Origin of the sequence: Streptomyces sp. NPDC058663 (genome assembly GCF_042716745.1) — a bacterium.
Taxonomy (GTDB): domain Bacteria; phylum Actinomycetota; class Actinomycetes; order Streptomycetales; family Streptomycetaceae; genus Streptomyces.
Genome location: NZ_JBHXRV010000024.1, coordinates 1 through 24,560, shown reverse-complemented (window position 1 = coordinate 24,560; position 24,560 = coordinate 1). Strand labels below are relative to the sequence as shown.

17 protein-coding genes are annotated in these 24,560 nt (G+C 70.8%); 11 read left to right on the top strand and 6 right to left on the bottom strand.

What is annotated here, in order from left to right; translation table 11 throughout:
* Positions 1 to 95: 95 nt before the first annotated feature.
* From ACFWVV_RS18925 to ACFWVV_RS18915, 3 genes are all read right to left on the bottom strand, one after another.
* Positions 96 to 2,123, bottom strand: coding sequence for a M4 family metallopeptidase (locus tag ACFWVV_RS18925; RefSeq protein ID WP_384352139.1), 2,028 nt, complete (start codon positions 2,121 to 2,123; stop codon positions 96 to 98).
* A 947-nt stretch (positions 2,124 to 3,070) separates the two neighbouring features.
* A complete protein-coding gene (locus ACFWVV_RS18920; protein WP_384352199.1) occupies positions 3,071 to 5,077 on the bottom strand; it encodes an ABC transporter ATP-binding protein in 2,007 nt (668 codons plus the stop codon).
* Between the two features lie 5 nt (positions 5,078 to 5,082).
* A complete protein-coding gene (locus tag ACFWVV_RS18915) occupies positions 5,083 to 7,254 on the bottom strand; it encodes an ABC transporter transmembrane domain-containing protein (protein ID WP_384422736.1) in 2,172 nt (723 codons plus the stop codon).
* A gap of 383 nt (positions 7,255 to 7,637) precedes the next feature.
* Here ACFWVV_RS18915 and ACFWVV_RS18910 point away from each other — a divergent pair, with 383 nt between their 5' ends.
* Genes ACFWVV_RS18910 through ACFWVV_RS18895 form a run of 4 tightly spaced genes read left to right on the top strand, consistent with a single transcriptional unit; the run spans position 7,638 to position 11,285 of the window.
* Positions 7,638 to 8,600: an ABC transporter ATP-binding protein gene (locus ACFWVV_RS18910; protein ID WP_384352142.1), complete on the top strand. Its 963-nt coding sequence runs from the start codon at positions 7,638 to 7,640 to the stop codon at positions 8,598 to 8,600.
* Between the two features lie 4 nt (positions 8,601 to 8,604).
* Positions 8,605 to 9,396, top strand: coding sequence for an ABC transporter permease (locus tag ACFWVV_RS18905; RefSeq protein ID WP_384352145.1), 792 nt, complete (start codon positions 8,605 to 8,607; stop codon positions 9,394 to 9,396).
* A gap of 25 nt (positions 9,397 to 9,421) precedes the next feature.
* A complete protein-coding gene (locus tag ACFWVV_RS18900) occupies positions 9,422 to 10,633 on the top strand; it encodes a sensor histidine kinase (RefSeq protein ID WP_384422729.1) in 1,212 nt (403 codons plus the stop codon).
* Positions 10,626 to 11,285 carry a response regulator gene (locus ACFWVV_RS18895; protein ID WP_384352151.1) on the top strand — a complete coding sequence of 220 codons (660 nt, stop codon included), beginning with the start codon at positions 10,626 to 10,628 and terminating at the stop codon, positions 11,283 to 11,285. Before ACFWVV_RS18900 ends, ACFWVV_RS18895 begins: the two co-directional genes overlap by 8 nt.
* A 99-nt stretch (positions 11,286 to 11,384) precedes the next feature.
* Here ACFWVV_RS18895 and glgX read toward each other — a convergent pair whose 3' ends face one another.
* Complete coding sequence (gene glgX, locus ACFWVV_RS18890; RefSeq protein WP_384352154.1) at positions 11,385 to 13,700, bottom strand: glycogen debranching protein GlgX; 2,316 nt, start codon at positions 13,698 to 13,700, stop codon at positions 11,385 to 11,387.
* Between the two features lie 75 nt (positions 13,701 to 13,775).
* Here glgX and ACFWVV_RS18885 point away from each other — a divergent pair, with 75 nt between their 5' ends.
* From ACFWVV_RS18885 to ACFWVV_RS18855, 7 genes are all read left to right on the top strand, one after another.
* On the top strand, positions 13,776 to 15,029 hold the full coding sequence (locus tag ACFWVV_RS18885) for an Ig-like domain-containing protein (RefSeq protein WP_384352156.1): 1,254 nt from the start codon (positions 13,776 to 13,778) through the stop codon (positions 15,027 to 15,029).
* A 204-nt stretch (positions 15,030 to 15,233) separates the two neighbouring features.
* A complete protein-coding gene (locus ACFWVV_RS18880) occupies positions 15,234 to 16,454 on the top strand; it encodes an Ig-like domain-containing protein (RefSeq protein ID WP_384352159.1) in 1,221 nt (406 codons plus the stop codon).
* Positions 16,455 to 16,575: 121 nt separating this feature from the next.
* Positions 16,576 to 17,343, top strand: a complete 768-nt coding sequence (locus ACFWVV_RS18875; protein WP_384352160.1) for an enoyl-CoA hydratase/isomerase family protein — start codon at positions 16,576 to 16,578, stop codon at positions 17,341 to 17,343.
* A 340-nt stretch (positions 17,344 to 17,683) separates the two neighbouring features.
* On the top strand, positions 17,684 to 18,193 hold the full coding sequence (locus ACFWVV_RS18870) for an ATP-binding protein (protein WP_384352163.1): 510 nt from the start codon (positions 17,684 to 17,686) through the stop codon (positions 18,191 to 18,193).
* 477 nt (positions 18,194 to 18,670) lie between these two features.
* Positions 18,671 to 19,507 carry a polysaccharide deacetylase family protein gene (locus tag ACFWVV_RS18865; RefSeq protein ID WP_384352166.1) on the top strand — a complete coding sequence of 279 codons (837 nt, stop codon included), beginning with the start codon at positions 18,671 to 18,673 and terminating at the stop codon, positions 19,505 to 19,507.
* Positions 19,504 to 20,733 carry a YncE family protein gene (locus tag ACFWVV_RS18860; RefSeq protein ID WP_384352168.1) on the top strand — a complete coding sequence of 410 codons (1,230 nt, stop codon included), beginning with the start codon at positions 19,504 to 19,506 and terminating at the stop codon, positions 20,731 to 20,733. Before ACFWVV_RS18865 ends, ACFWVV_RS18860 begins: the two co-directional genes overlap by 4 nt.
* A 204-nt stretch (positions 20,734 to 20,937) precedes the next feature.
* Positions 20,938 to 21,150: an EF-hand domain-containing protein gene (locus ACFWVV_RS18855; RefSeq protein WP_384352205.1), complete on the top strand. Its 213-nt coding sequence runs from the start codon at positions 20,938 to 20,940 to the stop codon at positions 21,148 to 21,150.
* A 121-nt stretch (positions 21,151 to 21,271) separates the two neighbouring features.
* On the opposite strand, the gene ACFWVV_RS18850 is transcribed toward ACFWVV_RS18855, so the two are convergent.
* Positions 21,272 to 21,823, bottom strand: coding sequence for a PadR family transcriptional regulator (locus tag ACFWVV_RS18850; RefSeq protein WP_384352171.1), 552 nt, complete (start codon positions 21,821 to 21,823; stop codon positions 21,272 to 21,274).
* 32 nt (positions 21,824 to 21,855) lie between these two features.
* On the bottom strand, positions 21,856 to 23,886 hold the full coding sequence (locus tag ACFWVV_RS18845; RefSeq protein WP_384352173.1) for an FAD-dependent oxidoreductase: 2,031 nt from the start codon (positions 23,884 to 23,886) through the stop codon (positions 21,856 to 21,858).
* Positions 23,887 to 24,560 lie beyond the last annotated feature (674 nt).

Below are 24,560 nucleotides of genomic sequence, written 5' to 3'. Positions count from 1 at the left end.
CGGAGCCACCGTCGGCTCCGGGCACCACTGTCATGCGTGTACTGCTGCTACTGCTGTCACTCGGGTGTGTCACCGCCCTGCGGACACCGGACCGCTCAGAAGGTGAGCTTCCACCCGTTGATGTAGCCGGTGTCCTGCGAGGCCAGGTCCTGCACCTTGAGCTTCCAGGTGCCGGCCGCGACCTCGGAGGAGGCGTTGACGGTGAACTGCTGCTTCACGTTGTCCGCCGAGTCGCCGGAGCTGGTGTTCTTCAGCAGGTAGACCGTGCCGTCCGGGGCGACCAGGTCGACGCGCAGGTCACCGCGCCAGGTGTGGACGATGTCCACGTCGACCTTGAGGGTGGCCGGGGCGTTGCCGGTCTTGTTGACCGGGATCGAGGAGGTCACGGCCGCGCCGTTGTCCGGGATCGCCACGTCGGTGAGGTTCTCGAAGACCGTGCCGCCCGGGTCCGGGTCGCCGCCACCGGGACGGGAGCCGACGTTGACTCCGGCCCAGGCGTTCTCGACGCCCTTGACCTCGGCGCTGCCCGCACCGTAGAGCTCGGTCGCCGCGGCCACCGTGCCGACGCGGGCGTTGGCGTAGTTGGTGTTGGCGGTGAACTTGGTGGTCAGCGCCTTGAACCAGATCTTCTCGGCCTTGTCGCGGCCGATGCCCACGACCGGCTTGCCGTCCGAGGTCGGCGAGTCGTACGAGACCCCGTTGATCACCTTCGCGCCGCTGCCCTCGGACAGCAGGTAGAAGAAGTGGTTGGCCGGGCCCGACGAGTAGTGGACGTCGACGTTGCCTATGCCCGAGTACCAGGCGTCCTTGGACGCGCCGTCCTTGGAGGGCTTGTCCATGTAGCGCAGCGGGGTGCCGTTGCCGTTAATGTCGATCTTCTCGCCGACCATGTAGTCGCCGACGTCCTTGGTGTTGTTGGCGCTGAACTCGACCGCCGCCGCGAAGATGTCGGAGGTCGCCTCGTTCAGGCCGCCGGACTCGCCGCTGTAGACCAGCTTGGCGGTCACCGAGGTGAGGCCGTGGGTCATCTCGTGCGCGGCGACGTCGATCGAGGTCAGCGGCTTCTGGTTGCCCGCGCCGTCGCCGTACGTCATGCAGAAGCAGGAGTCCTGCCAGAAGGCGTTGACGTACGCGTTGCCGTAGTGGACGCGGGAGTACGCGCCGACGCCGTCACCGCGGATGCCGCTGCGGCCGTGCACGTTCTTGTAGTAGTCCCAGGTCAGGCCCGCACCGTAGGCGGCGTCCGCACCCGCGGTCTCGCGGTTGGCGGGAGTGCCGTCGCCCCAGGTGTCGTCCGGACCGGAGAACAGCGTGCCGGTGCCCGACGAACCGCCCTTGAGGTCGTACGTCTTGTGGTTGCCGCGACCGGAGTCGGTGAGGCTGTACGTCGAGCCCGACAGCGTCGAGCCGACGGTGACCTGACCGCTGTACTGGGTGTTGCCGACGCCGTTGTGGACGGCCTGCCACTCGTGGAGCTTCTCCCCGGTGGCGGCGTCGGTGACGACGTGCAGCTCGTTGGGGGTGCCGTCGTGCTGGAGTCCGCCGACTACCGTCTCGTACGCGAGGACCGGCGCGCCGGTGCCCATCCAGACCACCTGGCGCGGGGCCATCGACGGCTTGTTGTCCTTCGACCCCTCCGCCTTCGCCCGGCCGAGTGCCTGCTTCTCGGCGGCGGCCGGAGCCACCTTCGGCGTGGCCGCGATGCCCTGGAGCTTCGCGGTGGTGGAGCGGGAGACGCCCTTGGTCGCGGCGGCCTTGTCCTTCTTGACGATCAGGTCGCCGCCGAGGACGGGCAGCCCGTCGTAGGTGCGCTCGTAGCGGGTGTGCGTGGTGCCGTCCAGGTCCTGGACGACGTCACGGACCACGAGGGCTTCCTTGGCGCCGAGGCCGAGCTCCTTGGCGGTGGCCGCCTTGGTCTCGTTGGCCTTGGCGATCAGGGCCGCGCGCTGGGCGGGAGTCAGCTTGGCGGGCATGGCGCCCGGAGCTGCCTTCGCGGCGGCGGGGGCAGCTGTCCTGGGGTCGTCGGCGACGGCGGTTCCGGTCTGGACGCCGACGGCGAGCAGCGCTGCGGCGGCGAGCAGAGCGCCGGTCGCGGTGGCGTGCTTGCGGTGCGTGGATCTCACGCGGACTCCTTCTGCGAGGGGGGTACCAACCGGCTGGGTGAGGCCGGCGGGGCTGAACTTGCAGAGCAGGCAGAGCAGTTGGTGCGCGTGGTGCACGGTGCGCCGCGGATGTCGGTGCCGGTGGCGTGGCCGAGTGGCGCTGCCCTTCGCAGTACTCCGCGGAACGACGGAAGAGTGGCAGGTGGGAGCGGTTGCTGTCAGGAGCGCGTCAATAAGTTGGCCGGATCTGTTTCCTTGGGCGGACGGCCATGTTCGGTATGCGGATTGTTTGCCTGTGCGTAAGACAAAGGTGCGAGGGCGGTGCGGGGAGGGCCGCGGCGGGCTTTGCCCTGCGCACTGTCGCTGCGCGCCTTAGCAAACGGGCCCTGGCGCAATCGGGACACCCCTGGCCGGAGCGGTCGCCTTGGCGGCGGGCGGGCGGGGGTGGGGGGTGGCCGAATTCCTGTGGTGCCTGTGGCACATGTGTGGCCTGATACCGCCCCCCCAGGCCCCGTTGCCTTGGGCGGCGGGGCCGCCCACACGCCTCTACCCCCGAGCCCCCTTGGGCGGCGGCACCGCCCTGATTACTCCGTCGCCTTGGGCGGCGGGGCCGCCCCCCGGGGGCGCGGGGGTCCCCCCTGCTCGAGCGAAGCCGAGAGCTTGGGGGAGGGCGGGCAAGGGGGCGGCCCCCGGCGGAGCCGCACCCTGGGCCCCGCCCCACCCCCGGCTCCGCCGCACAGGTTCCGCTCCGTTCCCGGAGTGGTCCGCTGCGCGGGGCTTCACCCCACCCCGCCCCTTCCCGACTGTGACACTTTGCGGCTCCGCCGCGCGGGGGGGCTCCGCCCGAGACCCTGAGTGGCAGCCCGGCCAGGGGTGGGTGGGGTGTGCGGGTGGTACGTGGCTGGCCGCGCAGTTCCCCGCGCCCCTGACGGGGCGCACCCGCACCCCGCCCCCGGAAACGCCACCCCTCACACCAGACTGTCCCGCCAAGCCCTGTGCAGGTCCGCGAACCGCCCCTCGCCGCCGATGAGTTCGGACGGCGCCCCGTCCTCGACGATCCGGCCGCGCTCCATCACCAGTACCCGGTCGGCGACCTCGACCGTGGACAGCCGGTGGGCGATCACCACGGCGGTGCGCCCGTGCAGCACCGTGTGCATCGCCCGCTGCACCGCCCGTTCGCCCGGGATGTCGAGGGAACTGGTCGCCTCGTCCAGGATCAGTACCGCCGGGTCGGCGAGCAGGGCGCGCGCGAAGGCGACCAGCTGCCGCTGGCCCGCCGATATCCGGCCGCCCCGCTTGCGTACGTCCGTGTCGTACCCGTCAGGAAGCCCCACGATGAACTCGTGCGCGCCGATCTCCTTCGCGGCCTGCTCGATCTCCGCGCGGCTCGCCCCGGGGCGGCCGATCGCGATGTTCTCGGCGACCGTCCCGGAGAAGAGGAACGCCTCCTGGGTCACCATGACGACGCCGCGCCGCAGCTCCGCGACGGACAGGTCGCGCAGGTCCGTGCCGTCGAGCAGCACTCGCCCCTCGGTCGGGTCGTAGAACCGGGCCAGCAGCTTCGCCAGGGTCGACTTGCCCGCCCCCGTCGAGCCGACGACCGCGACCGTCTGCCCGGCACCCAGGGTCAGCCGGAAGGCCGGCAGCACCTCACCGCCGGTGCGGTAGGCGAACCGTACGTCGTCGAACTCCACCTCACGGCCCGGGTGCCCGGAGGCCCGCTCCGGCAGCGCGCGCGGCGCGGCAGGCTCCGGCACGGTCGGCCGCTGGGCCAGCAGCCCCGCGATCTTCTCCAGCGAGGCGGAAGCCGACTGGAAGGAGTTGAGGAACATGCCCAGGCGGTCGATCGGGTCGTACAGCCGGCGCAGATAGAGGACCGCGGCGGCCAGCACACCCAGGGCGAGCGTGCCGGAGGCGACCCGGTAGGCGCCCCACAGGACGATGCCCGCGACGGCCGTGTTCGCCACCAGGCGCGAGCCGGTCACATAGCGGGCCATCTCGAGGAGCGAGTCGCCGTTGGAACGTTCGTGCGTGCGGTTGAGGACCGCGAAGGCCTCGTCGTTGGCCCGCTCCCGGCGGAAGGCACGCACGGGACGGATTCCGTTGAGGGTCTCCGCGAACTTCACGATCACCGCCGCGACCGCCGACGACCGGCGGCTGAAAACCAACCCGACCCGCCGCTGGTACAGCCGCACCAGCAGGTACAACGGTACGAACGAGGCGACCGCGACCGCCCCGAGCCCCAGGTCCAGCCAGAGGAGCAGCACCGAGATGGACAGGAACGACAGCACGACGCCGATCAGCTCCTGGAGGCCCTCGGAGAGCAGCTCGCGCAGCGATTCGACGTCGGTGGTGGCGCGGGAGATGAGCCGGCCCGAGGTGTAGCGCTCGTGGAAGTCGACGCTGAGGGCCTGCCCGTGCCGGAAGATCCGGCCGCGCAGGTCCAGCAGCACGTCCTGGCTGACGCGCGCGGAGGTACGGAAGAAGGCGTACTGGAGCGCCCCGGAGGCCACCGAGCAGAGCAGGTACCCGAGGGCCACGGCGATCAGCGGGCCATAGTCCTGCGCGCGGAAGGCGGGAACACCCCGGTCGATGGCGTACGCGACCAGCAGCGGCCCGGCCTGGACAGCGGCCTGCTGGAGCAGCAGGAGGAGCGCCGAGAGCGCGACGTACCCGCGGCGCGGGCGCAGCAGCGAACCGAGCAGCGCGAAGGTCGCGCCGGCAGGCGACGGCAGCTCGTCCTGGTCGAAGGGGTCCCCGACCGGGGCGGCCCGCGAGGAGCCTGCGGGAGACTCGGCACCGGTGACGGCGCGGTCGGTGGCGCCGGCCCGGTCGGTGGCGCCGGCGTCCGTGCCCGCGTCCGCGGGAAGGGTGGGGACGGTGTCGTCGGCGGGGGCAGTGGCGTCCGCGGGAACGGTGGCGTCGGCGGAGGTGCCGCAGCGGGAGTCGGCCGTGGGCGGCTTGCCCTTGTCGATGGTGGTCACGCGTCCGCTCCCTCGTGCAGGTCCTTGCCGGCCTTCGTCATCTCCGTTGCGCCGGGTTCGGGTGCTCCGGCTGGCGGTGCCCCGGGTTCCCTTGCGCCCGGTTCGGGTGCTCCGGCGCGCGGCGTGCCAGGTTCCGCTGTACCCGGCTCCGGCGCCCCGGCTCGCGGCGCCCCGGGTTCCGCTGTACCCGGCTCCGGCGCCCCGGCCCGCGGCACACCGGCCTCCGCCGCACCTTCCAGCGGCCGCGCACCCTCCGGCCGTGCACTCTCCTCCCGCGCCCCCTCCTCCCGCGCACCCCCCTCCCGCGTCCTGTCCTCCTGCGCGCCCGACATCAGCCACGCGTACTCCGCGTTGTCCCGCAGGAGTTCGTGGTGCGTGCCGACGGCGGCGATCCGGCCACCGGACAACAGCGCCACCCGGTCGGCGAGCATCACGGTGGAAGGGCGGTGCGCCACCACCAGGGCCGTGGTGTCGGCCAGGACGCGCCGCAGTGCCGCCTCCACCAGTGCCTCCGTGTGCACGTCGAGGGCCGACAGCGGGTCGTCCAGCACCAGGAAGCGCGGCCTGCCCACCACCGCACGGGCCAGCGCGAGACGCTGGCGCTGGCCGCCGGAGAGGCTCAGCCCCTGCTCGCCGACCTCGGTGTCCGCTCCCTCGGGCAGCCGGTGCACGAAGTCGGCCTGGGCGATGTCCAGCGCGCGCCGCAACTCCTCGTCACCCGCGTCCGGCCCCGCCCCCATCAGCACGTTCTCGCCGACCGTCGCCGAGAAGAGGGTCGGCTCCTCGAATGCGACGGACACCAGCTCCCGCAGTTCGGCACGCGGCATCGTGTCGATGTCCCGCCCGTCGAGCGTGATCCGCCCGCCGGTCCGCTCGTGCAGCCTCGGCACCAGCGCGGTCAGCGTCGTCTTGCCACTGCCGGTGGCCCCGACCAGGGCGAGCGTCTCCCCGGGCCGGATGTGCAGGTCGATGTGCTCCAGCAGGGGTACGGAGTCGGCGGGCGCGTCCGGGTAGCGGAACTCCACTCCCTCGAAACGCAGTCCACCGGCCTCGCCCCCTGCCGCCGGATCCTTCGCCAAGCCCTCCGGACCCTTCCCCTTCGGCCCCGCCCCCTCCGGATCCCTCTCCTTCGGCCCCGCCCCCTCCGGATCCCTCTCCTCCGGCCCCGCCCCCTCCGGATCCCTCTCCTCCGGCCCCGCCCCCTCCGGATCCCTCTCCTCCGGCGCGTCCATCACCTCGAAGAACCGGTCCGCAGCCGTCGCCGCCTCCTGGCTCATCGCCAGCAGGAACCCGATCGACTCCACCGGCCAGCGCAGCGCCAGCGCCGTCGAGAGGAACGCCACCAGCGTGCCCGCCGACAATCCGCCGTCCGCCACCTGGATCGTGCCCAGCACCAGCGCCGCACCGATCGCCAGCTCCGGGATGACCGTGATCAGCCCGAGGATCCCCGCCAGCAGCCGCGCCTTGGCCAGCTCCGTGCCACGCAGTCGCTGAGACAGCTCGCGGAACGCCTCCGACTGCGCCCGGTGCCTGCCGAAGCCCTTGATGATGCGGATGCCGAGGACGCTCTCCTCGACGACCGTCGTCAGATCGCCCACCTGGTCCTGCGCCCTGCGCGACACCAGGGCGTACTTCCCCTCGAACACGGCACACAGGATCATCAGCGGAATCACCGGCACCATCAGCACCAGCCCGAGCGTCCACTGCTGCATCAGCAGGATCACGAACCCCACCAGGATCGTCGTGCCGTTGACGATCAGAAAGGTCAGCGGGAACGCCAGGAACATCCGGATCAACATCAGATCCGTGGTCCCTCGCGACAGCAGCTGTCCCGACGCCCACTTGTCGTGGAACGCGACCGGCAGCCGCTGCACATGCCGGTACAGGTCGGCGCGCAGCCCCGCCTCCACCCCGGCGAGCGGGCGCGCCACCAGCCACCGCCGGAAGCCGAAGAGCAGCGCCTCCACCACACCCAGCACGAACAGCGCGGCAGCGCCCAGCCAGACACCGCCCGGGTCGCGGCCGGCGATCGGGCCGTCCACCATCCACTTCAGTACGAGCGGGATGACCAGGCTCAGACAGGAGGCGACGATCGCGACGACCGCCGCGCTTGCCCAGCGGGCCCGGACGGGTCTGACGTAGGGCCACAGACGCAGCAGCGAGCGCACGGCGGAGCGTTTCACAGGCTTTTCCTGAGGCGCGCGCCGTGCGTCCGGTATGTCGGTGGTGGACCCGGGGGCAGTGTGTGTATCGGTCATCGGGCCCGAGCCTACGAGTCGCTCCCGCCCGCGCCCAGCGAGTATTCGGCGGCGCGCGGACCAGCACCCCGTACACCCCGAGAGGCATCGAGGCCACCCCCGAGGGGCGTCAACGTCACTTCCGAGAGGCGCCAGGCCCACCCCCGAGAGGCGCCAGGCCCACCCCCGAGAGGCGTCAGGGGGGCTTACGGGACGGATCAGCCGATCGGCGCCGCCATCAACCGATCGGCCGATGCCCGCATCGAGCGTGATGGCCGATACCGGCCGGGGCCGCGCCGGGCGAACCTCGTGGCATGCCCCTCATCGAAGTCAGCGCGCTGCGCAAGTCCTACTCAGGCCGCCCGGTCGTCGACGGCGTCTCCTTCACCGTCGAGGAGGGCGAGATCTTCGGCGTCCTGGGACCCAACGGCGCCGGCAAGACCACCACCGTCGAATGCGTCAGCGGCCTGCGCACCCCCGACGCGGGCACCGTCCGGGTCGCCGGCCTGGACCCGGTCGCCGACCACGACCGGGTCACCCAACTCCTGGGCGCCCAGCTCCAGGAGAGTGAACTCCAGCCGAAGATCCTGGTACGGGAAGCCCTGGAGCTGTACGCGTCCTTCTACCCGCACCCGGCCGACTGGCGCCCGCTCGCCGCACGCCTGGGCCTGGAGTCCAAGCTGACCACCCGCTTCACCCACCTCTCCGGCGGCCAGAAGCAGCGCCTGTCCATCGCACTCGCCCTGATCGGCAACCCGAGGGTGGTCGTCCTCGACGAACTCACCACCGGACTCGACCCGCGCGCCCGCCGCGACACCTGGCGGCTCATCGAGGACGTCCGCGCCCAAGGCGTCACGGTCCTGCTGGTCACCCACTTCATGGAGGAGGCGCAGCGGCTCTGCGACCGCATCGCCGTCATCGACAAGGGCCGGCTGGCCGCCCTGGACACCCCGTCCGGACTGATCGGCCGCTCGGCGAGCTCCACCGTCATCACCTTCACCCCCTCCGCCCCGCTCGCGGGCGAGGACCTCGCCGCCCTGCCGGAGGCAGCCTCCGTCGACCGCAAGGGCGACCAGCTGACCATCACCGGCACCGACGCCACGGTCAACGCCGTCATCACCCTGCTCGCCCAGCGCCGGATCACCGCCCGCCAACTCCGCGTCACGGACGCCACCTTGGACGACGCCTTCCTGGACCTCACCCAGGAGCGCACCTCCACGGACCCCGCCGACCCCGCCGCCACCCCCTCCGCCGACCTCACAGACAAGGCCGCCTGAACCCATGAGCACCGCATCCGCCCCCGCCCGCACCACCCGCCCCACGGGCCCCGGCGGCAACGCCCTCACCGCCGTCCTCAAGGCGGAGTGCCGCCTCTTCCTCCGCGAACCCGGCTCCCTCTTCTGGATCCTGGGGTTCCCGACCATCCTCCTGGTCATCCTCGGCCTGATCCCCTCCTTCCGGGAGGCCAGCCCCGACCTGGGCGGCCGCCGTGTGATCGACCTCTACGTGCCCATCGCCGTACTCCTCGGCATGATCATGGCGTCCATCCAGGCCATGCCACCTGTCCTCACCAGCTACCGCGAACGCGGCATCCTGCGCCGCCTGTCCACCACACCGGTACGGCCCCTCGCCATCCTCGGCGCGCAGATCGCCCTGCACGGAGCGGCGATGATCGTTTCCGCACTGCTCGCCATCACGGTGGGCCGCCTCGCCTTCGGCGTGCCGCTGCCGTTCGCGCAGCCCGGCTACGTACTTGCGATGCTGCTCATGACCGGCTGCGCGCTGGCCCTCGGCGCGACCCTGTCCGCGATCGCCGCGACGACCAAGGCGGCGACGGCGATCGGCTCCGTAGTTTTCCTCGTCATGATGTTCACCTCGGGCGTCTGGCTGCCCGTCCAGGCGATGCCGGACCTGCTCCGGACGATCGTGGGCCTCACCCCCTTCGGCGCCGCCTCGCAGGCCCTCGACCGGTCGATGCTCGGAGCCTGGCCGAACTGGTCGCACCTGGGGATCATGGCCCTGTGGGCAGCGGGCCTCACCGGTGCGGCGTCGCGCTGGTTCCGCTGGGAGTAGCCGCGTGGACGCGAGGTGGCAGGACATGAACATCGAGGGCGAGTTGCAGAGGCGGTTCTTCCTGTGGGGCCCGTACGCGCTGCTGACCCTCGCCACCGGCATCACCCTGTTCACGGTCGACGAACTGATGACCCGTGCGGAGCTGTACGCCACCGGCCCCGCGGTCGCGGCGGCAGTCGTCCTGCACCTGTGGGCCGGGCACACCGGGGCGTGCCTGACGGACGGCAAACCCGCCCAGGCGCGTGCGTACTACCTCATCCGCACCCCGCTCGCCTTCGTCCTCACCTACCTCAACCCCTTCTATTCGATCTATGCGGTACTCGGCTACTTCGACACCGGTCACTATCAACTGGGGCTCCGATGGGGCCGCATGAGTCTTCTCGCCACGGCGGTGACGATGGCGTACGGACAGTCCGCCGGCCACTGGCCCCTCTTCGCCGCACTGTTCGTCCTGCACGCCTCACTCACCCTGGTCTTCGAGCACCTGGGCAAGAAGGCCGACGAGGACCGGGAGGCCAAGGCCGCCACCATCCTCGCCCTCGAAGACGCCAACGCCCGCCTGGAACAAGCACTTTCGGAGAACGCCGCCCTCCATGAACAGCTCGTCCTCCAGGCCCGCGAGGCCGGCGTCTCCGACGAGCGCCGCCGGCTCGCCGCCGAGATCCACGACACCATCGCGCAGGCCCTCACCGGCGTCGTCACCCAGCTCCAGGCCGCATCCGACACCCAGGACCGCCACAGCGCGCGGGCCCACATCGACCGGGCGACCGCCCTCGCCCGCTCCGGCCTCGGCGAGGCCCGCCGCTCGGTCCGCAACCTCAGCCCCGCCGCCCTGGAACACGACGACCTCCCCGAAGCCCTGGAGAAGACCGTCGCGCTCTGGTCCCAGCAGGCCACCACACGGGCCGACTTCACTCTCACCGGCACCGTCTCGCCCCTCCACGACGAGATCCAGGCGACCCTCCTGCGCATCGCCCAGGAAGCCCTCACCAACACGGCCAAGCACGCCCACGCCACCCGCGTCGGCGTCACCCTCTCCTACATGGGGGACGAGATCACCCTCGACGTCCGCGACGACGGACGCGGCTTCGACCCCCTGGCCGAGAAGCCCATCGGGTTCGGCCTCACCGGTATGCGCGCCCGCGCCGAACGGCTCGCCGGCACCGTCGACATCGAGTCCGAACCCGGCTACGGCACCGCCGTGTCCGCCCGCGTACCGTTGGTGCACCATGCCTGAGACCCCCGACGCCCCCGTGATCACCCTCCTGCTGGTCGACGACCACCCGGTCGTACGGGACGGCCTGCGCGGCATGTTCGCGGCGTCCCCCGGCTTCGAGGTACTCGCCGAGGCCGACAGCGGCCCCCGAGCGGTCGAACTGGCCCAGGAGCTGACCCCGGACGTCGTCCTGATGGACCTGCGCATGCCGGGCGGCGGGGGAGTGGCCGCCATCGCCGAACTCACCCGCCGGCGGCTGCCGTCCAAGGTGCTGGTCCTCACCACGTACGACACCGACTCCGACACCCTGCCCGCCATCGAGGCCGGCGCCACCGGCTACCTCCTCAAGGACGCGCCGCGCGACGAACTCTTCACCGCGGTGCGCGCCGCAGCCGCCGGCCGCACCGTCCTCTCCCCGGCCGTCGCCACCCGCCTGGTCACCCAGGTGCGCAACCCCCGCCCGGCACCCGCCGCGGAGGCGGCCCTCTCCGCCCGCGAGCACGAGGTGCTCGCCCTGGTCGCCCGGGGCACCTCGAACCGCGAGATCGCGCGCACCCTCTTCATCAGCGAGGCCACGGTGAAGACCCACCTCACCCACCTCTACGCCAAACTCGGCGTCAACGACCGCGCCGCCGCCGTCTCCACCGCCCACCGGCGCGGCATCCTCACCTGACCCCGCGCCACCGCCCGCGCCCGCGGCGACCCCTCCCGGCCGCCCCCGGCCTCCGGCGCGGCACGTTCACCCGACCGCGCCCCCACCCGCCGCGCACCTTCACCCGACCGCCCCCACCCGCAACAGCAGTACCGTCCTCCCCGGCACCACCACCGTCTCCCCGCCCTCGTACCCCACTTCCTCCGCCTGCTCCTCCCGCGAGGTGTCCACGACGCAGGTGTACGACGCGGCCCACGGCTCCCCGGGCAGGGTGAAGGAGACCGGCGCCTCGTCCGCGTGCAGGATCGCCAGGAAGCTCTCGTCCGTCACCTGCTCCCCGTGCACGTCCCGGCCCGGTATGTCGAGCCCCGACAGATACATCCCCAGCGTCGCCGCCGGGGCGTACCAGTCCTCGGGCGTCATCTCCTCGCCCCGCGCCGTGAACCACGCCAGGTCCCGCAGCCCATCGGCCTGCTGGGCCCGCCCGGCGAAGAACGCCCTGCGCCGCAGCACCGGATGCGCGTGCCGCAGCTTCAGCAGCCGGGCCGTCAGGTCGAAGAGCGAACGCCAGCCGGGGTCCTCCAGCAGCGACCAGTCGACCCAGCTCGTCGCGTTGTCCTGGCAGTAGGCGTTGTTGTTGCCGCCCTGGGTGCGCCCCATCTCGTCGCCCGCCACCAGCATCGGCACCCCGGTCGACAGCAGCAGGGTGGTGATCAGGTTCCGCAGCTGCCGCCGCCGCAGCGCGTTGATGCCGGCGTCCTCGGTCTCGCCCTCGGCGCCGCAGTTCCACGACCGGTTGTCGTGCGTGCCGTCCCGGTTGCCCTCCCCATTGGCGCCGTTGTGCTTCTGCTCGTAACTCACCAGGTCGCGCAGGGTGAATCCGTCGTGCGCCGTCACGAAGTTGACCGAGGCGTAGGGCCGCCGGCCGCCCCACGCGTACAGATCGCTCGACCCGGAGAGCCGGTAGCCGAGATCCCGCACGTCCGGCAGCGCCCCCCGCCAGAAGTCCCGCACCGCGTCCCGGTACCGGTCGTTCCACTCGGTCCACAGCGGGGGGAAGGCCCCCACCTGATAGCCGCCGCTGCCCACGTCCCACGGCTCGGCGATCAGTTTGCAGCGCCGCAGCACCGGGTCCTGGCCGATTACCGCCAGGAACGGCGACAGCATGTCCACGTCGTGCATGGACCGCGCCAGCGCCGCCGCCAGATCGAAGCGGAAGCCGTCGACGCCCATCTCGTTCACCCAGTACCGCAGCGAGTCCGTGATCAGCCGAAGCACCTGCGGCTGCACGACGTGGAGGGTGTTGCCGCAGCCCGTGTAGTCGGCGTACCGCCGCTGGTCGTCCTGGAGGCGGTAATAACCCTGGTTGTCGATCCCGCGCAGCGACAGCATCGGACCCAGCTCGCCGGCCTCCGCCGTGTGGTTGTAGACCACGTCGAGGATCACCTCGATGCCGGCCGCGTGCAGCGCCCGCACCATCCGCTTGAACTCGCCGACCTGCTGGCCCGCCGTACCCGTCGCCGCGTAGCCCGCGTGCGGGGCGAAGTAGCCGATGGAGTTGTAACCCCAGTAGTTCCTCAGGCCGCGGCGCAGCAGATGGTCCTCGTGCGCGAACTGGTGCACCGGCAGGAGCTCGACCGCCGTCACCCCCAGCCGCACGAGATGCTCGATCGCCGCCGGGTGCGCCAGCCCCGCGTACGTACCGCGCAGCTCCTCGGGGATGTCCGGGTGCCGCATCGTGAAGCCCCGTACGTGCAGCTCGTAGATCACCGAGTCCGCCCACGGGGTCTTCGGCCGCCGGTCGTCCGCCCAGTCGTCGTCGTCATGGACCACGACCCCCTTCGGAACGTACGGCGCCGAGTCCCGGTCGTCGCGCACCGTGTCGGCCACCTGCTGCTGCGGCCAGTCCCGCACATGCCCGTAGACCTGCGGCGGCAGCGCGCCGTAGTCGTTTCCCTTGTGGCCGTCCACCGCCCGCGCGTACGGATCGAGCAGCAGCTTCGCCGGGTTCCAGCGGGCGCCCGTCCACGGGTCCCACCGGCCGTGCACCCTAAACCCGTACCGCTGCCCCGGGTGGACACCCGGTACGAAGCCGTGCCACACCTCGTGCGTCAGTTCGGTCAGCGGGCACCGGATCTCCCCGCCCCCCTCGTCGAACAGACACAGCTCGACCGCCTCCGCACCCCCCGCCCACAGCGCGAAATTGGTGCCCGCCACTTTGTCGGGACCGACCCTGAACCGGGCACCCAGGGGATTGGGAGCCCCCGGCCACACGGGCGGCCGGGGGCTTTCACCTGGCTGTTTCCGATGACCGTTGCCTGCCGCCGCCCCGGTGGGCAGCTCGGCGGGCACACCGGTCCCGGTGCCGGTCAGCGGGGCGCGCGGCGCCCTGCCCTGCCGTACCACTTGCAGATCGTGCTCGGGTGCGCTCGACACCTGTCAGCCTCCCGCGGCTCGTCGGGACCGGCGAGTCGAGAGGCACAGCGGCGTCCCGGCCGCCAGGCTCTCCACATGAGGTCCTCCCTGCTGTTCTGCCCACAGTGGCGCTCGCACTCACGTTTCCCCCGTCGAGCGGCCCAAGTACTCCTCCGTGCCGGGTCGGCCGCCGCCCTGGCCCTCGCCCTCACCGGCTGCGGCGTCGGCTCCTGGTTCGACACCGAGCCGCCCACCCCGGAAGAGGCCATCACCATCACCCCGGCCGACCGCGCCAAGGACGTCGGGGCCGCCACCCGGGTCGAAGTGAGCTCTTCGGACGCCACGTTGGAACGGGTGAAGGTGGAGCGGGTCGAGGACGCCGAGCAGCAGGAGGTACGAGGACGGATCAGCGCCGACGGCACCACCTGGCAGCCCGACGCGGGCCACCCCGACGGGAAACTCGTGCTCGCCGCCAAGTACCGCGTCCAGGCCGTCGCCGTCGACGAGGACGGCCGCCGCTACGCCCGCACCACCACCTTCACCACCCACGTCCCCGACGAGCGCTTCATCGGCTACTTCAAGCCGGAGAACCGCTCCACCGTCGGCACCGGCATGATCGTCTCCTTCTCCTTCAACCGGCCCATCGAGAACCGCGCCGCCGTCGAGCGCGCCATCCGCGTCACCGCGCAGCCCGCCGTCCCCGTCGTCGGCCACTGGTTCGGCAAGCAACGCCTCGACTTCAGGCCGCGCACCTACTGGCAGCCCGGCACCCGCGTCACCACCGACATCCGGCTGCGCGACGTGCAGGCGGCCCCCGGCGCGTACGGCATCCAGAACAAGACGGTCACCTTCACCGTGGGCCGCCACCAGACCTCGGTGGTCGACGCCGCGTCCCACACCATGACCGTCACCCGCGACGGCGAGGTCCTCTCCGAAGTGCCCATCAGTGCGGGCGCGCCCAAGAACCCCACGTACAACGGGAAGATGGTGGTCACCGAGATGCACGACGTGACCCGGATGAACGGCCGCACCGTCGGCTTCGGCGGCGAGTACGACATCGCCGACGTGCCGCACGCCCTGCGCCTGACCTCCTCCGGCACCTTCCTGCACGGCAACTACTGGTCCAACGGAGTCTTCGGCTCCACCAACGCCAGCCACGGCTGCATCGGCCTGCGCGACGTCAAGGGCGGCAGCGGGGACACCCCGGCGGGCTGGTTCTTCGACCGCACTCTGGTCGGCGACGTCGTGGAAGTGGTGAATTCCACCGACCGGACCGTCGCCCCCGACAACGGCCTCGGCGGCTGGAACATGGGATGGGAACAGTGGACCGCGGGGTCCGCCCTGCGCTGAGCCCCGAACACCCCTCGCACCCGCTCCCACTTGGAACGGAACGGTGACATACCAGGGGAGTTCCCGCCGCTTCCGGTGTGATTATCTAGCGCAGTGCGCGGTAGTTGCGCGGGGGTGCGGGCCTGGTCAGGCCGTGCGCGAGGGGAGAATTCCACATTGAACAGGCAGCCGATACCGGTCCGTTCGGGTCCTTGGGAACCAGCGGTGAACCGGCCGGGGACACGACGGCGCGGCGGCCGGACCCTGCTCGCGGTGGTACTGGGCGCATTGCTGCTCCTGGTCACCGCCTGCGGCGGCCAGGAGAAGGCCGGTCCGACGGACAAGCAGCGGCCGGCCGGGTCCGGCCAGGGCGACACCAAGGCGTCCCAGGCGGTGGTCACCGTGGCACCGAAGAACGGTGCCAAGGACGTCGCCACCAGCGGCAGCCTGAAGATCACCGCCGACAAGGGCAAGCTGACCGAGGTCAAGGTCACCGACTCCAAGGGCAATGAGGTCGAGGGCAAGGTGGCTGCCGACGGCGCCGCCTGGGAGCCCTCGCACCACCTCGCCGGCGGTACGACGTACAAGGTGCACGCCCTCGCCAAGGACTCCGAGGGCCGTGCGTCCGCCCAGGACACCACCTTCACCACGCTCGTTCCCAAGAACACCTTCGTCGCCGAGTTCCGCCCCGAGGACGGCACCGAGGTCGGTGTCGGCATGCCGGTGTCCTTCCGCTTCACCCGCGGCATCACGAACCCGGACGCCGTGCAGAGCGCGATCAAGGTGACGGCCGAGCCCTCGGTCCCGGTCGAGGGCCACTGGTTCGGCAACGACCGCCTGGACTTCCGGCCGGAGAAGTACTGGCAGGCCGGCACCAAGGTCACCGTCAAGCTCAACCTGAACGGTGTCGAGGGCCGCCCCGGCGTCTACGGCAAGCAGACCAGGACCGTGAAGTTCACCGTCGGCCGCAGCCAGGTCTCCACCGTCGACGCCAAGAGCAAGACGATGACGGTCGTCCGCGACGGCAAGACGGTCAAGACCATCCCGATCACCGCGGGCGCCCCGTCCACCACGACGTACAACGGCCAGATGGTCATTACCGAGAAGCTCAAGGTGACCCGGATGAACGGCGCCACCGTCGGCTTCGGCGGCGAGTACGACATCAAGGACGTGCCGCACGCGATGCGCCTGTCCAACTCCGGCACCTTCATCCACGGCAACTACTGGGCCTCCTCCGGCACCTTCGGCTCCGCCAACGTCAGCCACGGCTGCGTCGGCCTGCGCGACCGGCGAGGCGCCGGCGACTCCGGCACCCCGGCCGCCTGGTTCTTCAACAGCTCGCTGATCGGCGACGTGGTCGTCGTCAAGAACTCCCACGACAAGCAGATCGCCCCGGACAACGGCCTGAACGGCTGGAACATGTCCTGGGCCGAGTGGACCAAGTAGTCCCGCCTGCCGGTACGCGCACGCATCCCCGCCGGATGCCCGCGCGGCCGTGAACGGGCCCGGCGCACTGTGACCAAGTGCACCGGGCCCGTGCGCGTGAGTGGACGTTAACCTCGCTCGTATGACCGCAACCCTCGAAGTCTCAGGCGGCGTCGGCACGATCCGCCTCGACCGCCCCCCGATGAACGCCCTCGACGTGGCCCTCCAGGACCAGCTGCGCGCCCTCGCCGAGGAGGCGACCCGCCGCGACGACGTGCGCGCCGTCATCCTCTACGGCGGCGAGAAGGTGTTCGCGGCCGGTGCGGACATCAAGGAAATGCAGCACATGGACCACGCCGCGATGGTGCTCCGCTCCCGCGGCCTCCAGGAGGCGTTCACCGCGATCGCCCGCATCCCCAAGCCCGTCGTCGCCGCGATCACCGGCTACGCGCTGGGCGGCGGCTGCGAACTGGCCCTCTGCGCGGACTTCCGCATCGCCGCGGACAACGCCAAGCTGGGCCAGCCCGAGATCCTGCTCGGCCTGATCCCCGGCGCGGGCGGCACCCAGCGTCTCTCCCGTCTCGTCGGCCCCTCCAAGGCCAAGGACCTCATCTTCACCGGCCGCATGGTCAAGGCGGACGAGGCCCTCACTCTGGGTCTCGTCGACCGCCTCGCCCCCGCCGCCGAGGTGTACGAGCAGGCCCAGGCGTGGGCCGCCAAGCTGGCCCAGGGCCCGGCGCTGGCCCTGCGCGCGGCCAAGGAGACGATCGACGCCGGCCTGGAGACCGATCTGGAGACCGGCCTCGCCCTCGAACGCACTTGGTTCGCGGGCCTGTTCGCCACCGAGGACCGCGAGCGCGGAATGCGCAGCTTCGTGGAGGAGGGCCCGGGCAAGGCCAAGTTCCTCTGACCGGACCCCACGGCAACCTCCGGCGGCCCCCCTGAGACCCTCCGCCGGACCCCACGGCAGACCCTCCGGCGGGCGACGTCGCCGCCGGGTCAACCCACGACGCCGGGTGACGCGTTCGGGCGAGCGGGCGGCCCGCGCCTTAAGACAGACTTAAGGCCTCCCGAGCGCGGCACTCCCGGTGATCAGCCGCACGCGGCGGGTAATCGCAGGTGGGACGGCCCGAGGAGGAACGTTTTTGCTCCGGTCATATGCCAGAAGCCTTCCGGGGGGAGGCCCACCGGGGGCTGCCGATTCCTCCGGAACGGCCCCGGACCGCCGAAGAGGCCGCCATGATGGGGGCATGGCGGGCCTGGAAGGTGTGGAGGAACCGCGTCAGCAGGGGCAGTCGACAGCTGCGCGGTGGACGCCGGCCGTCGATGACGAACAGGCTCTGCTGGCGCTGGAGCTGTTCGGGAATCCGACGGAGGGTGAAGTGCGGCTGCCGTCGCGGCCGGAGTCGGCGAGCCATGCGCGCCGGCTGACCCAGTGCATCGTGCAGCGGCAGTGGGGCCTCTCCTCGCAGCTCACGGAGTACGCGGTGCTCCTCGTCTCCGAGCTGGTCGGCAACGCCGTCCGGCACACCGGAGCCAGGGTGTTCGGCCTGCGTATGCTGCGCCGCCGCGGCTGGATCCGCATCGAGCTCCGCGACCCCTCGCGCGGACTGCCCTGCCTGATGCCCGTGCACGAGCTGGACGTGAGCGGCCGCGGCCTCTTCCTGGTGGACAAGCTGTCGGACCGGTGGGGAGTGGACCTGCTGCCGCGCGGAAAGACGACCTGGTTCGAAATGCGGGTCGTCGACCGCGAGCGCTGAGACCCCTACGGGGCCGGGAACGCCAGAAGCCCCCAGGCGCCGGGGTAGGGCGCACTGCGGGGGCTTCCGAGGGGGCCATGGGGCGGAAGGGGTGTGCTCCACGGCCTGGTGGACGAACTCGCCCGGGTCAATGGGGTTCGTGTCTCCGACTATGGCAGACGGGCGGCTTCAAGCCAAAAGTCCCTACTCGGACAAACCGGCACACATGCCGACACTTTAGAGATGAATCGTTGGTGAGGTGGCCCACTCACCTCTCTTTCTCTGCATAAATATGGGAAACAATGCGTGATTCGTTGATCCACTCAAGGTCACCACCTCGCACCCCACGCCCCCGCGTGACACGGCCGCGCCCCACATCTCCTCGACGTCAAAACGCCCCCAATTACCCCAATCATCAAATTCTTCGCTTTTCGCATTTACGGTGCTCACCCGAGGCGACGCCGCCCCGGCCGACCGCACCCCACCCCTCCGGGAGAGGTGAGCCCCATCGCCCCACCACCCCACCGCCGCACCGTGCTGCACGCCGGAGCCTGGCTCGCCCTGACCGCCACCACGGCGTGCACCACGGGGAACAGGGACACCACCGCGGGGGCCTCCCCGGGGCCCGGCACCCCCGGCGCCCCCACCACGACCTCGGGCCCGGAAGGGCCCGCCGCCGGTGGCCGACTCGCCGCCCCCGCCCGGGCCCCCGCACCCCGCCGCTTCCCCGGCCACCCCGTCCAGATCGAGCACGGCTCCCGCGACCGGCCCCGTGTCGCTCTCACCTTCCACGGCCAGGGCGACCCCGCCACCGCCCGCGCCGTACTCGCCGAGGCGGAACGGGCCGGAGCCCGCATCACCGTCCTCGCCGTGGGGACATGGCTCGACGAACACCCGGACCTGGCCCGCCGGATCCTGGACGGCGGCCACGACCTCGGCAACCACACCCAGCGCCACCTCACGGTCTCCGAGATGCCGGAGGGGGAGGCGTACCGGGAAATCACCGCCTGCGCGCAACGGCTGCGCAGACTCACAGGCTCGATCGGCACCTGGTTCCGCCCGTCCCGTACCCAGTACGCGACGCCGCTGGTCCAACGACTGGCGCGCCGGGCCGGCTACCCCCATGTCCTGTCGTACGACGTGGACTCCCTCGACTTCACCTCGCCCGGCGCGACGGCCGTCACCCGCAAGGTCGCCGGGGAGATCCGCAACGGATCCGTGGTGAGCCTGCACTTCGGTTACGCGGACACGGTCGCCGCGCTGCCCGCCCTCCTCGACGACTTCCACCGCCGCAAGCTGCGCGCGGTGACCACCACGGAGCTGCTGACCCCATGACCCCGCTGCACCCCACCACCCGTAAAGCCCCCGCCCCCGCCGCCCGCAAGGGCAACCGCACCCGCGCCCTGTGCGCCGCCGGGCTCCTGTTCGCCGCACTCGCCGCCTGTGCGGACCCCGCCGCGAAGGGGGGCGCCGAGGCGCTCGGGAGCAACGCCGCCGCTCGGCCCGCCCAGGTCAAGCAGACTGCCCCGGCGGGCCTGCCCGGCATGCCCCCGGTCCAGAACCCGCAGGACATCTACGCGGCCAACCGCCCCGGCAACATCGCCCCGGTGGCCCGCAAATACCCCGCCCGCATCTATGTCCCCAACACCAACTCCAACACCGTCTCCGTGATCGACCCCGCCACCTACAAGGTCATCGAAACGATCCCGGTCGGTATCCAGCCCCAGCACGTGGTCCCCTCCTGGGACCTGAAGACCCTCTGGGTGAACAACAACCGGGGCCACACCCTCACCCCCATCAACCCGGCCAACGGCAAGGCCGGCAAGCCCGTCGAGGTCCACGACCCGTACAACCTCTACTTCACCCCGAACGGCAAGCACGCGATCGTCATGGCCTCCATGGACCGCGAGCTCGTCTTCCGCGACCCGCACACCATGAACCGCGTCAAGACCGTCCCGGTCACCTGCGCGGGCGTCAACCACGCCGACTTCTCCGCCGACGGACGCTACTTCGTCGTCTCCTGCGAGTTCTCCGGCGAGCTGCTCAAGGTCGACACGGAGAAGATGAAGGTCGTCGGCCAGCAGAAACTCCCCTTCGAGGGGGCGATGCCGCAGGACGTCAAGATCTCGCCCGACGGCAAGACCTTCTACATCGCCGACATGATGGCCCACGGCATGTGGGTCCTCAACGGCGAGAAGTTCACCACCCCCAAGCTCCTCCCCACCGGCAAGGGCTGCCACGGCCTGTACATCTCCCGCGACTCCAAGGAGATGTACGTCCCCAACCGGGGCGAGGGCTCGATCTCCGTCTTCGACTTCGCGAAGAACAAGCTCACGAAGAAGTGGCGCCTGCCGGACGGCGGCAGCCCGGACATGGGCGGCGTCTCGGCCGACGGCAAGGTGCTGTGGCTGGCCGGACGGTACGACTCCGAGGTCTACGCCATCGACACGACGTCGGGCCGCCAACTGGCCCGCATCCCGGTCGGCGACGGCCCGCACGGCCTGGCGGTCTACCCCCAGCCCGGCCGCTACTCCCTGGGCCACACGGGAATCTTCCGCTAGCCCACCCTCCGGGGGCGGGCACCCGGCCGCCCCCGGACCCCCGCCCCACCGCTCACCGCGGCCACCCCCGCCCGCGTCGGGCCCGCGTCCCCACCCACCTCACCCGGGTGCCCACCAGGGCCGCTAATCTGTCCGTCACACAAGCCGGGCCACGGGGTCCGGCTTTCTGTGACTGCACCAAAAGGGGTGGACCACGTGGCGGACATCGACATCGAGTCGGCACGCACGGCATTCGCGAAGTTCGACAAGAACGGCGACGGCACGATCACGGCGGCCGAGTACAAGAGCCTCATGGCCGAGCTCGGTGACTTCACGGTCACCGAAACCGTGGCCCAGGCCATCATCAACGCCCACGACGGCAACAGCGACGGCCGCCTGGACTTCGACGAGTTCTGGGCCTCCCGCAACAAGGCCTGACCACCGGGGCAGCCCGACCGGCTCGGCAGCAGGACAGCAGGACAGCAGGACAAGGAGGTCCCGCGCCTTTCCCGCAGGGAAAGCACGGGACCTCCATCCGGCGGGGCCCCGGGAACCGCCGCTACCCGTCCAGCTCCCGCAGCTCCGCGGTCGCCTCCTCCAGCCACCCGACCCAGAACCGCTCCATATCGATCCCGGCCCGCAGCACCAGGTGCTGCAACCGCTCCTCCCGGCCACCCCGCCGCTCCCCGCCCAGGTGCCCGAAGTCGCGCTTCTCGATCTCCAGGTACGTCGCCAACTGCACGCGGTGCAGCCCGAGATGACGCTCCACCTCGGCCAGCAGCTCCCCGGTCCCGACCATGGCGGCCGCCCGCAGCCGCAGGGCGAAGGCATCCCGCAACGGCTTGGGATCCTCCGCCCTGCCCACCCAGGCCACCAGCTCCGCCCGCCCGCCGGGCAGCACCTCGTACTCCCGCTTCTGCCCCCGGGCCGGAACCTCCTGCGGCAGGGCGCGGATGAACCCGGCCTGCTCCAGCTTCCCGAGCTCGCGGTAGATCTGCTGGTGCGTGGCGGACCAGAAGTACCCGATGGACATGTCGAACCGCCGGGTCAACTCCAGCCCCGAAGAAGGCTTCTCCAACAGGGCGGTGAGGATCGCGTGCGGCAGAGACATACCCGCATCCTAGGCAGCCCCCCATCGGAGGGTCACAGCTCGGCCCCCACCTCCGTCCCCCGCCGGATGGCCCTCTTCGCGTCCAGCTCCGCCGCCACATCCGCACCACCGATCAGATGCACCGCGACACCGCCCGCCACCAGCACGTCGTACAGGTCCCGCCGCGGTTCCTGCCCCGTGCACAGCACCACGGTGTCGACCTCCAGGACCTGTCGCTCACCGCCCACGACCACATGCAGGCCGTCGTCATCAATACGCTCGTACGTCGCACCGGGCACCATCGTCACACCGCGCTTGGCCAGTTCGGTCCGGTGGATCCACCCCGTGGTCTTGCCGAGCCCCGCCCCGACCTTGGTCTCCTTGCGCTGCAGCAGATGCACGGTCCGCGTCGACTTCGAACGTTCCGGTGCCCGCAGCCCGCCCCGGCCCTCGTACTCCATGTCGACTCCCCACTGCCGGAAGAACACCTCGGGCGTCAGGCTCGCCTCCTCGCCCTCGTCCGTCAGGAACTCGGCCACGTCGAAGCCGATCCCGCCGGCCCCGAGGATGGCCACCCGCTCGCCGACCTCGACCTCACCGCGCAGCACCTCCAGGTAACGGACGACACTCGGGTGCCCGACCCCCTCGATCTCCGGAACCCGAGGCGTGACACCCGTGGCGATCACCACCTCGTCGAACCCACCCGCCTCCACCAGCTCAGCGGTCACCTCGGTCGAAAGCCGCACCTCCACCCCGAACTCCGTCAACCGGTTACGGAAGTACCGCAGCGTCTCGTTGAACTCCTCCTTGCCCGGCACCCGCCGCGCCACGTTCAACTGCCCGCCCACCACATCGGCCGCGTCGAACAACGTCACCGCATGCCCGCGCTCCGCCGCGGTGACCGCACACGCCAGCCCGGCCGGCCCCGCCCCGACCACGGCCACCCGCTTGCGCAGCCGGGTCGGCGACAGCACGAGCTCCGTCTCGTGGCAGGCCCGCGGGTTCACCAGACAGGACGTGATCTTCCCGCTGAAGGTGTGGTCCAGGCAGGCCTGGTTGCACCCGATGCACGTATTGATGGACTCCGGACGCCCGTCCCGTGCCTTCGCCACGAACTCCGGGTCGGCCAGGAAAGGCCGCGCCAGCGACACCAGATCCGCGAAACCCCCCGCCAACAGCTCCTCGGCCAGCTCGGGGGTGTTGATGCGGTTGGTCGTCACCAGCGGGATCCCGACCTCACCCATCACCCGCTTGGTCACCCACGCGTACGCCCCGCGCGGCACCGACGTCGCGATGGTGGGAATCCGCGCCTCGTGCCACCCGATGCCGGTGTTGATGATGGTCGCCCCCGCCGCCTCCACGGCCTTCGCCAGCTCCACGACCTCCGCCAGCGTCGACCCGCCCGGAACCAGGTCCAGCATCGACAGGCGGTAGATCAGGATGAAGTCGGGCCCGACCCGCTCCCTGACCCGCCGCACGATCTCCAACGGGAACCGCGTCCGGTTCTCGTACGACCCGCCCCACCGATCGTCCCTCTTGTTGGTGTGCGCGGCGATGAACTCATTGATCAGGTATCCCTCGGACCCCATGATCTCCACCCCGTCGTAACCGGCCTCCCGCGCCAGCCCGGCCGCCCGCACGAAGTCCTCGACGGTCCGCTCGACCTCGTCGTCCGACAGTTCATGGGGTACGAAGGGACTGATCGGCGCCTGCAACGCACTCGGCGCGACCAGCTCCGGGTGGTACGCGTAGCGCCCGAAGTGCAGGATCTGCATCGCGATACGTCCACCGGCCTCGTGCACGGCATCGGTGACGACCCGGTGCCGGGCGGCCTCCTCGGCCGTCGTCAGCATGGCTCCGCCCGGATAGGGCCGCCCGGCCTCGTTGGGCGAGATCCCCCCGGTGACGATCAGCCCGACCCCACCGCGGGCCCGCTCCGCGTAGAAGGCCGCCATCCGCTCGAACCCGCGCTCGGCCTCCTCGAGGCCGATGTGCATCGACCCCATGACCACCCGGTTGGGAAGCGTGACGAAGCCCAGGTCAAGCGGGCTCAACAGCTGCGGGTACTGATTCGACGGCCTCATCCAACGCCTCCACACACAACGACAACCTTATGCAACTAGTTGCACAATACCGCGCCGAGCTCTACCCGGGCAGGCCAGGGAGCGCTGGGGAAGGCGCTGGAGACGGGGCCCGGAGGGGACGAGGAGGAGACGGAGGCGGGTGGTGCCAGCGGGTTTGACGCGGATCCACCCCGTCCGTAGAGTTCTGCGGGTTGTCCTACGTGAGCACCGGTTCCGGCCGGCCCGGGGCAGCCCTTCCGCAGAAACCAAGATCAATGAGTCGACGTCCGTCGTACCCATTGCTCCTGTGCAGTCATGCACTTTTGCGAAATGAGGAATCCGCGTTCGAAAGAACGGACCCCGATTGGCATCGGGGCCCAGGAATCCGCTAATGTCTCACTCGTCGGAACGGCCCAACAGCCGTAAAGACAAATCCCACTGACTGGGAATCAGGCCCGAGAGGATCTGATAGAGTCGGAACCGCCGGAAAGGGAAAACGCGAAAGCGAAAAACCTGGAAAGCACCGAGGAAATCGGCACTGGAAACAGTCTGATAGAGTCGGAAACGCAACAACACAAAGAAACACAGAAACACCGAACGAAACGTCCGGAGGAAAGCCCGAGAGGGTGAGTACAAAGGAAGCGTCCGTTCCTTGAGAACTCAACAGCGTGCCAAAAGTCAACGCCAAATATGTT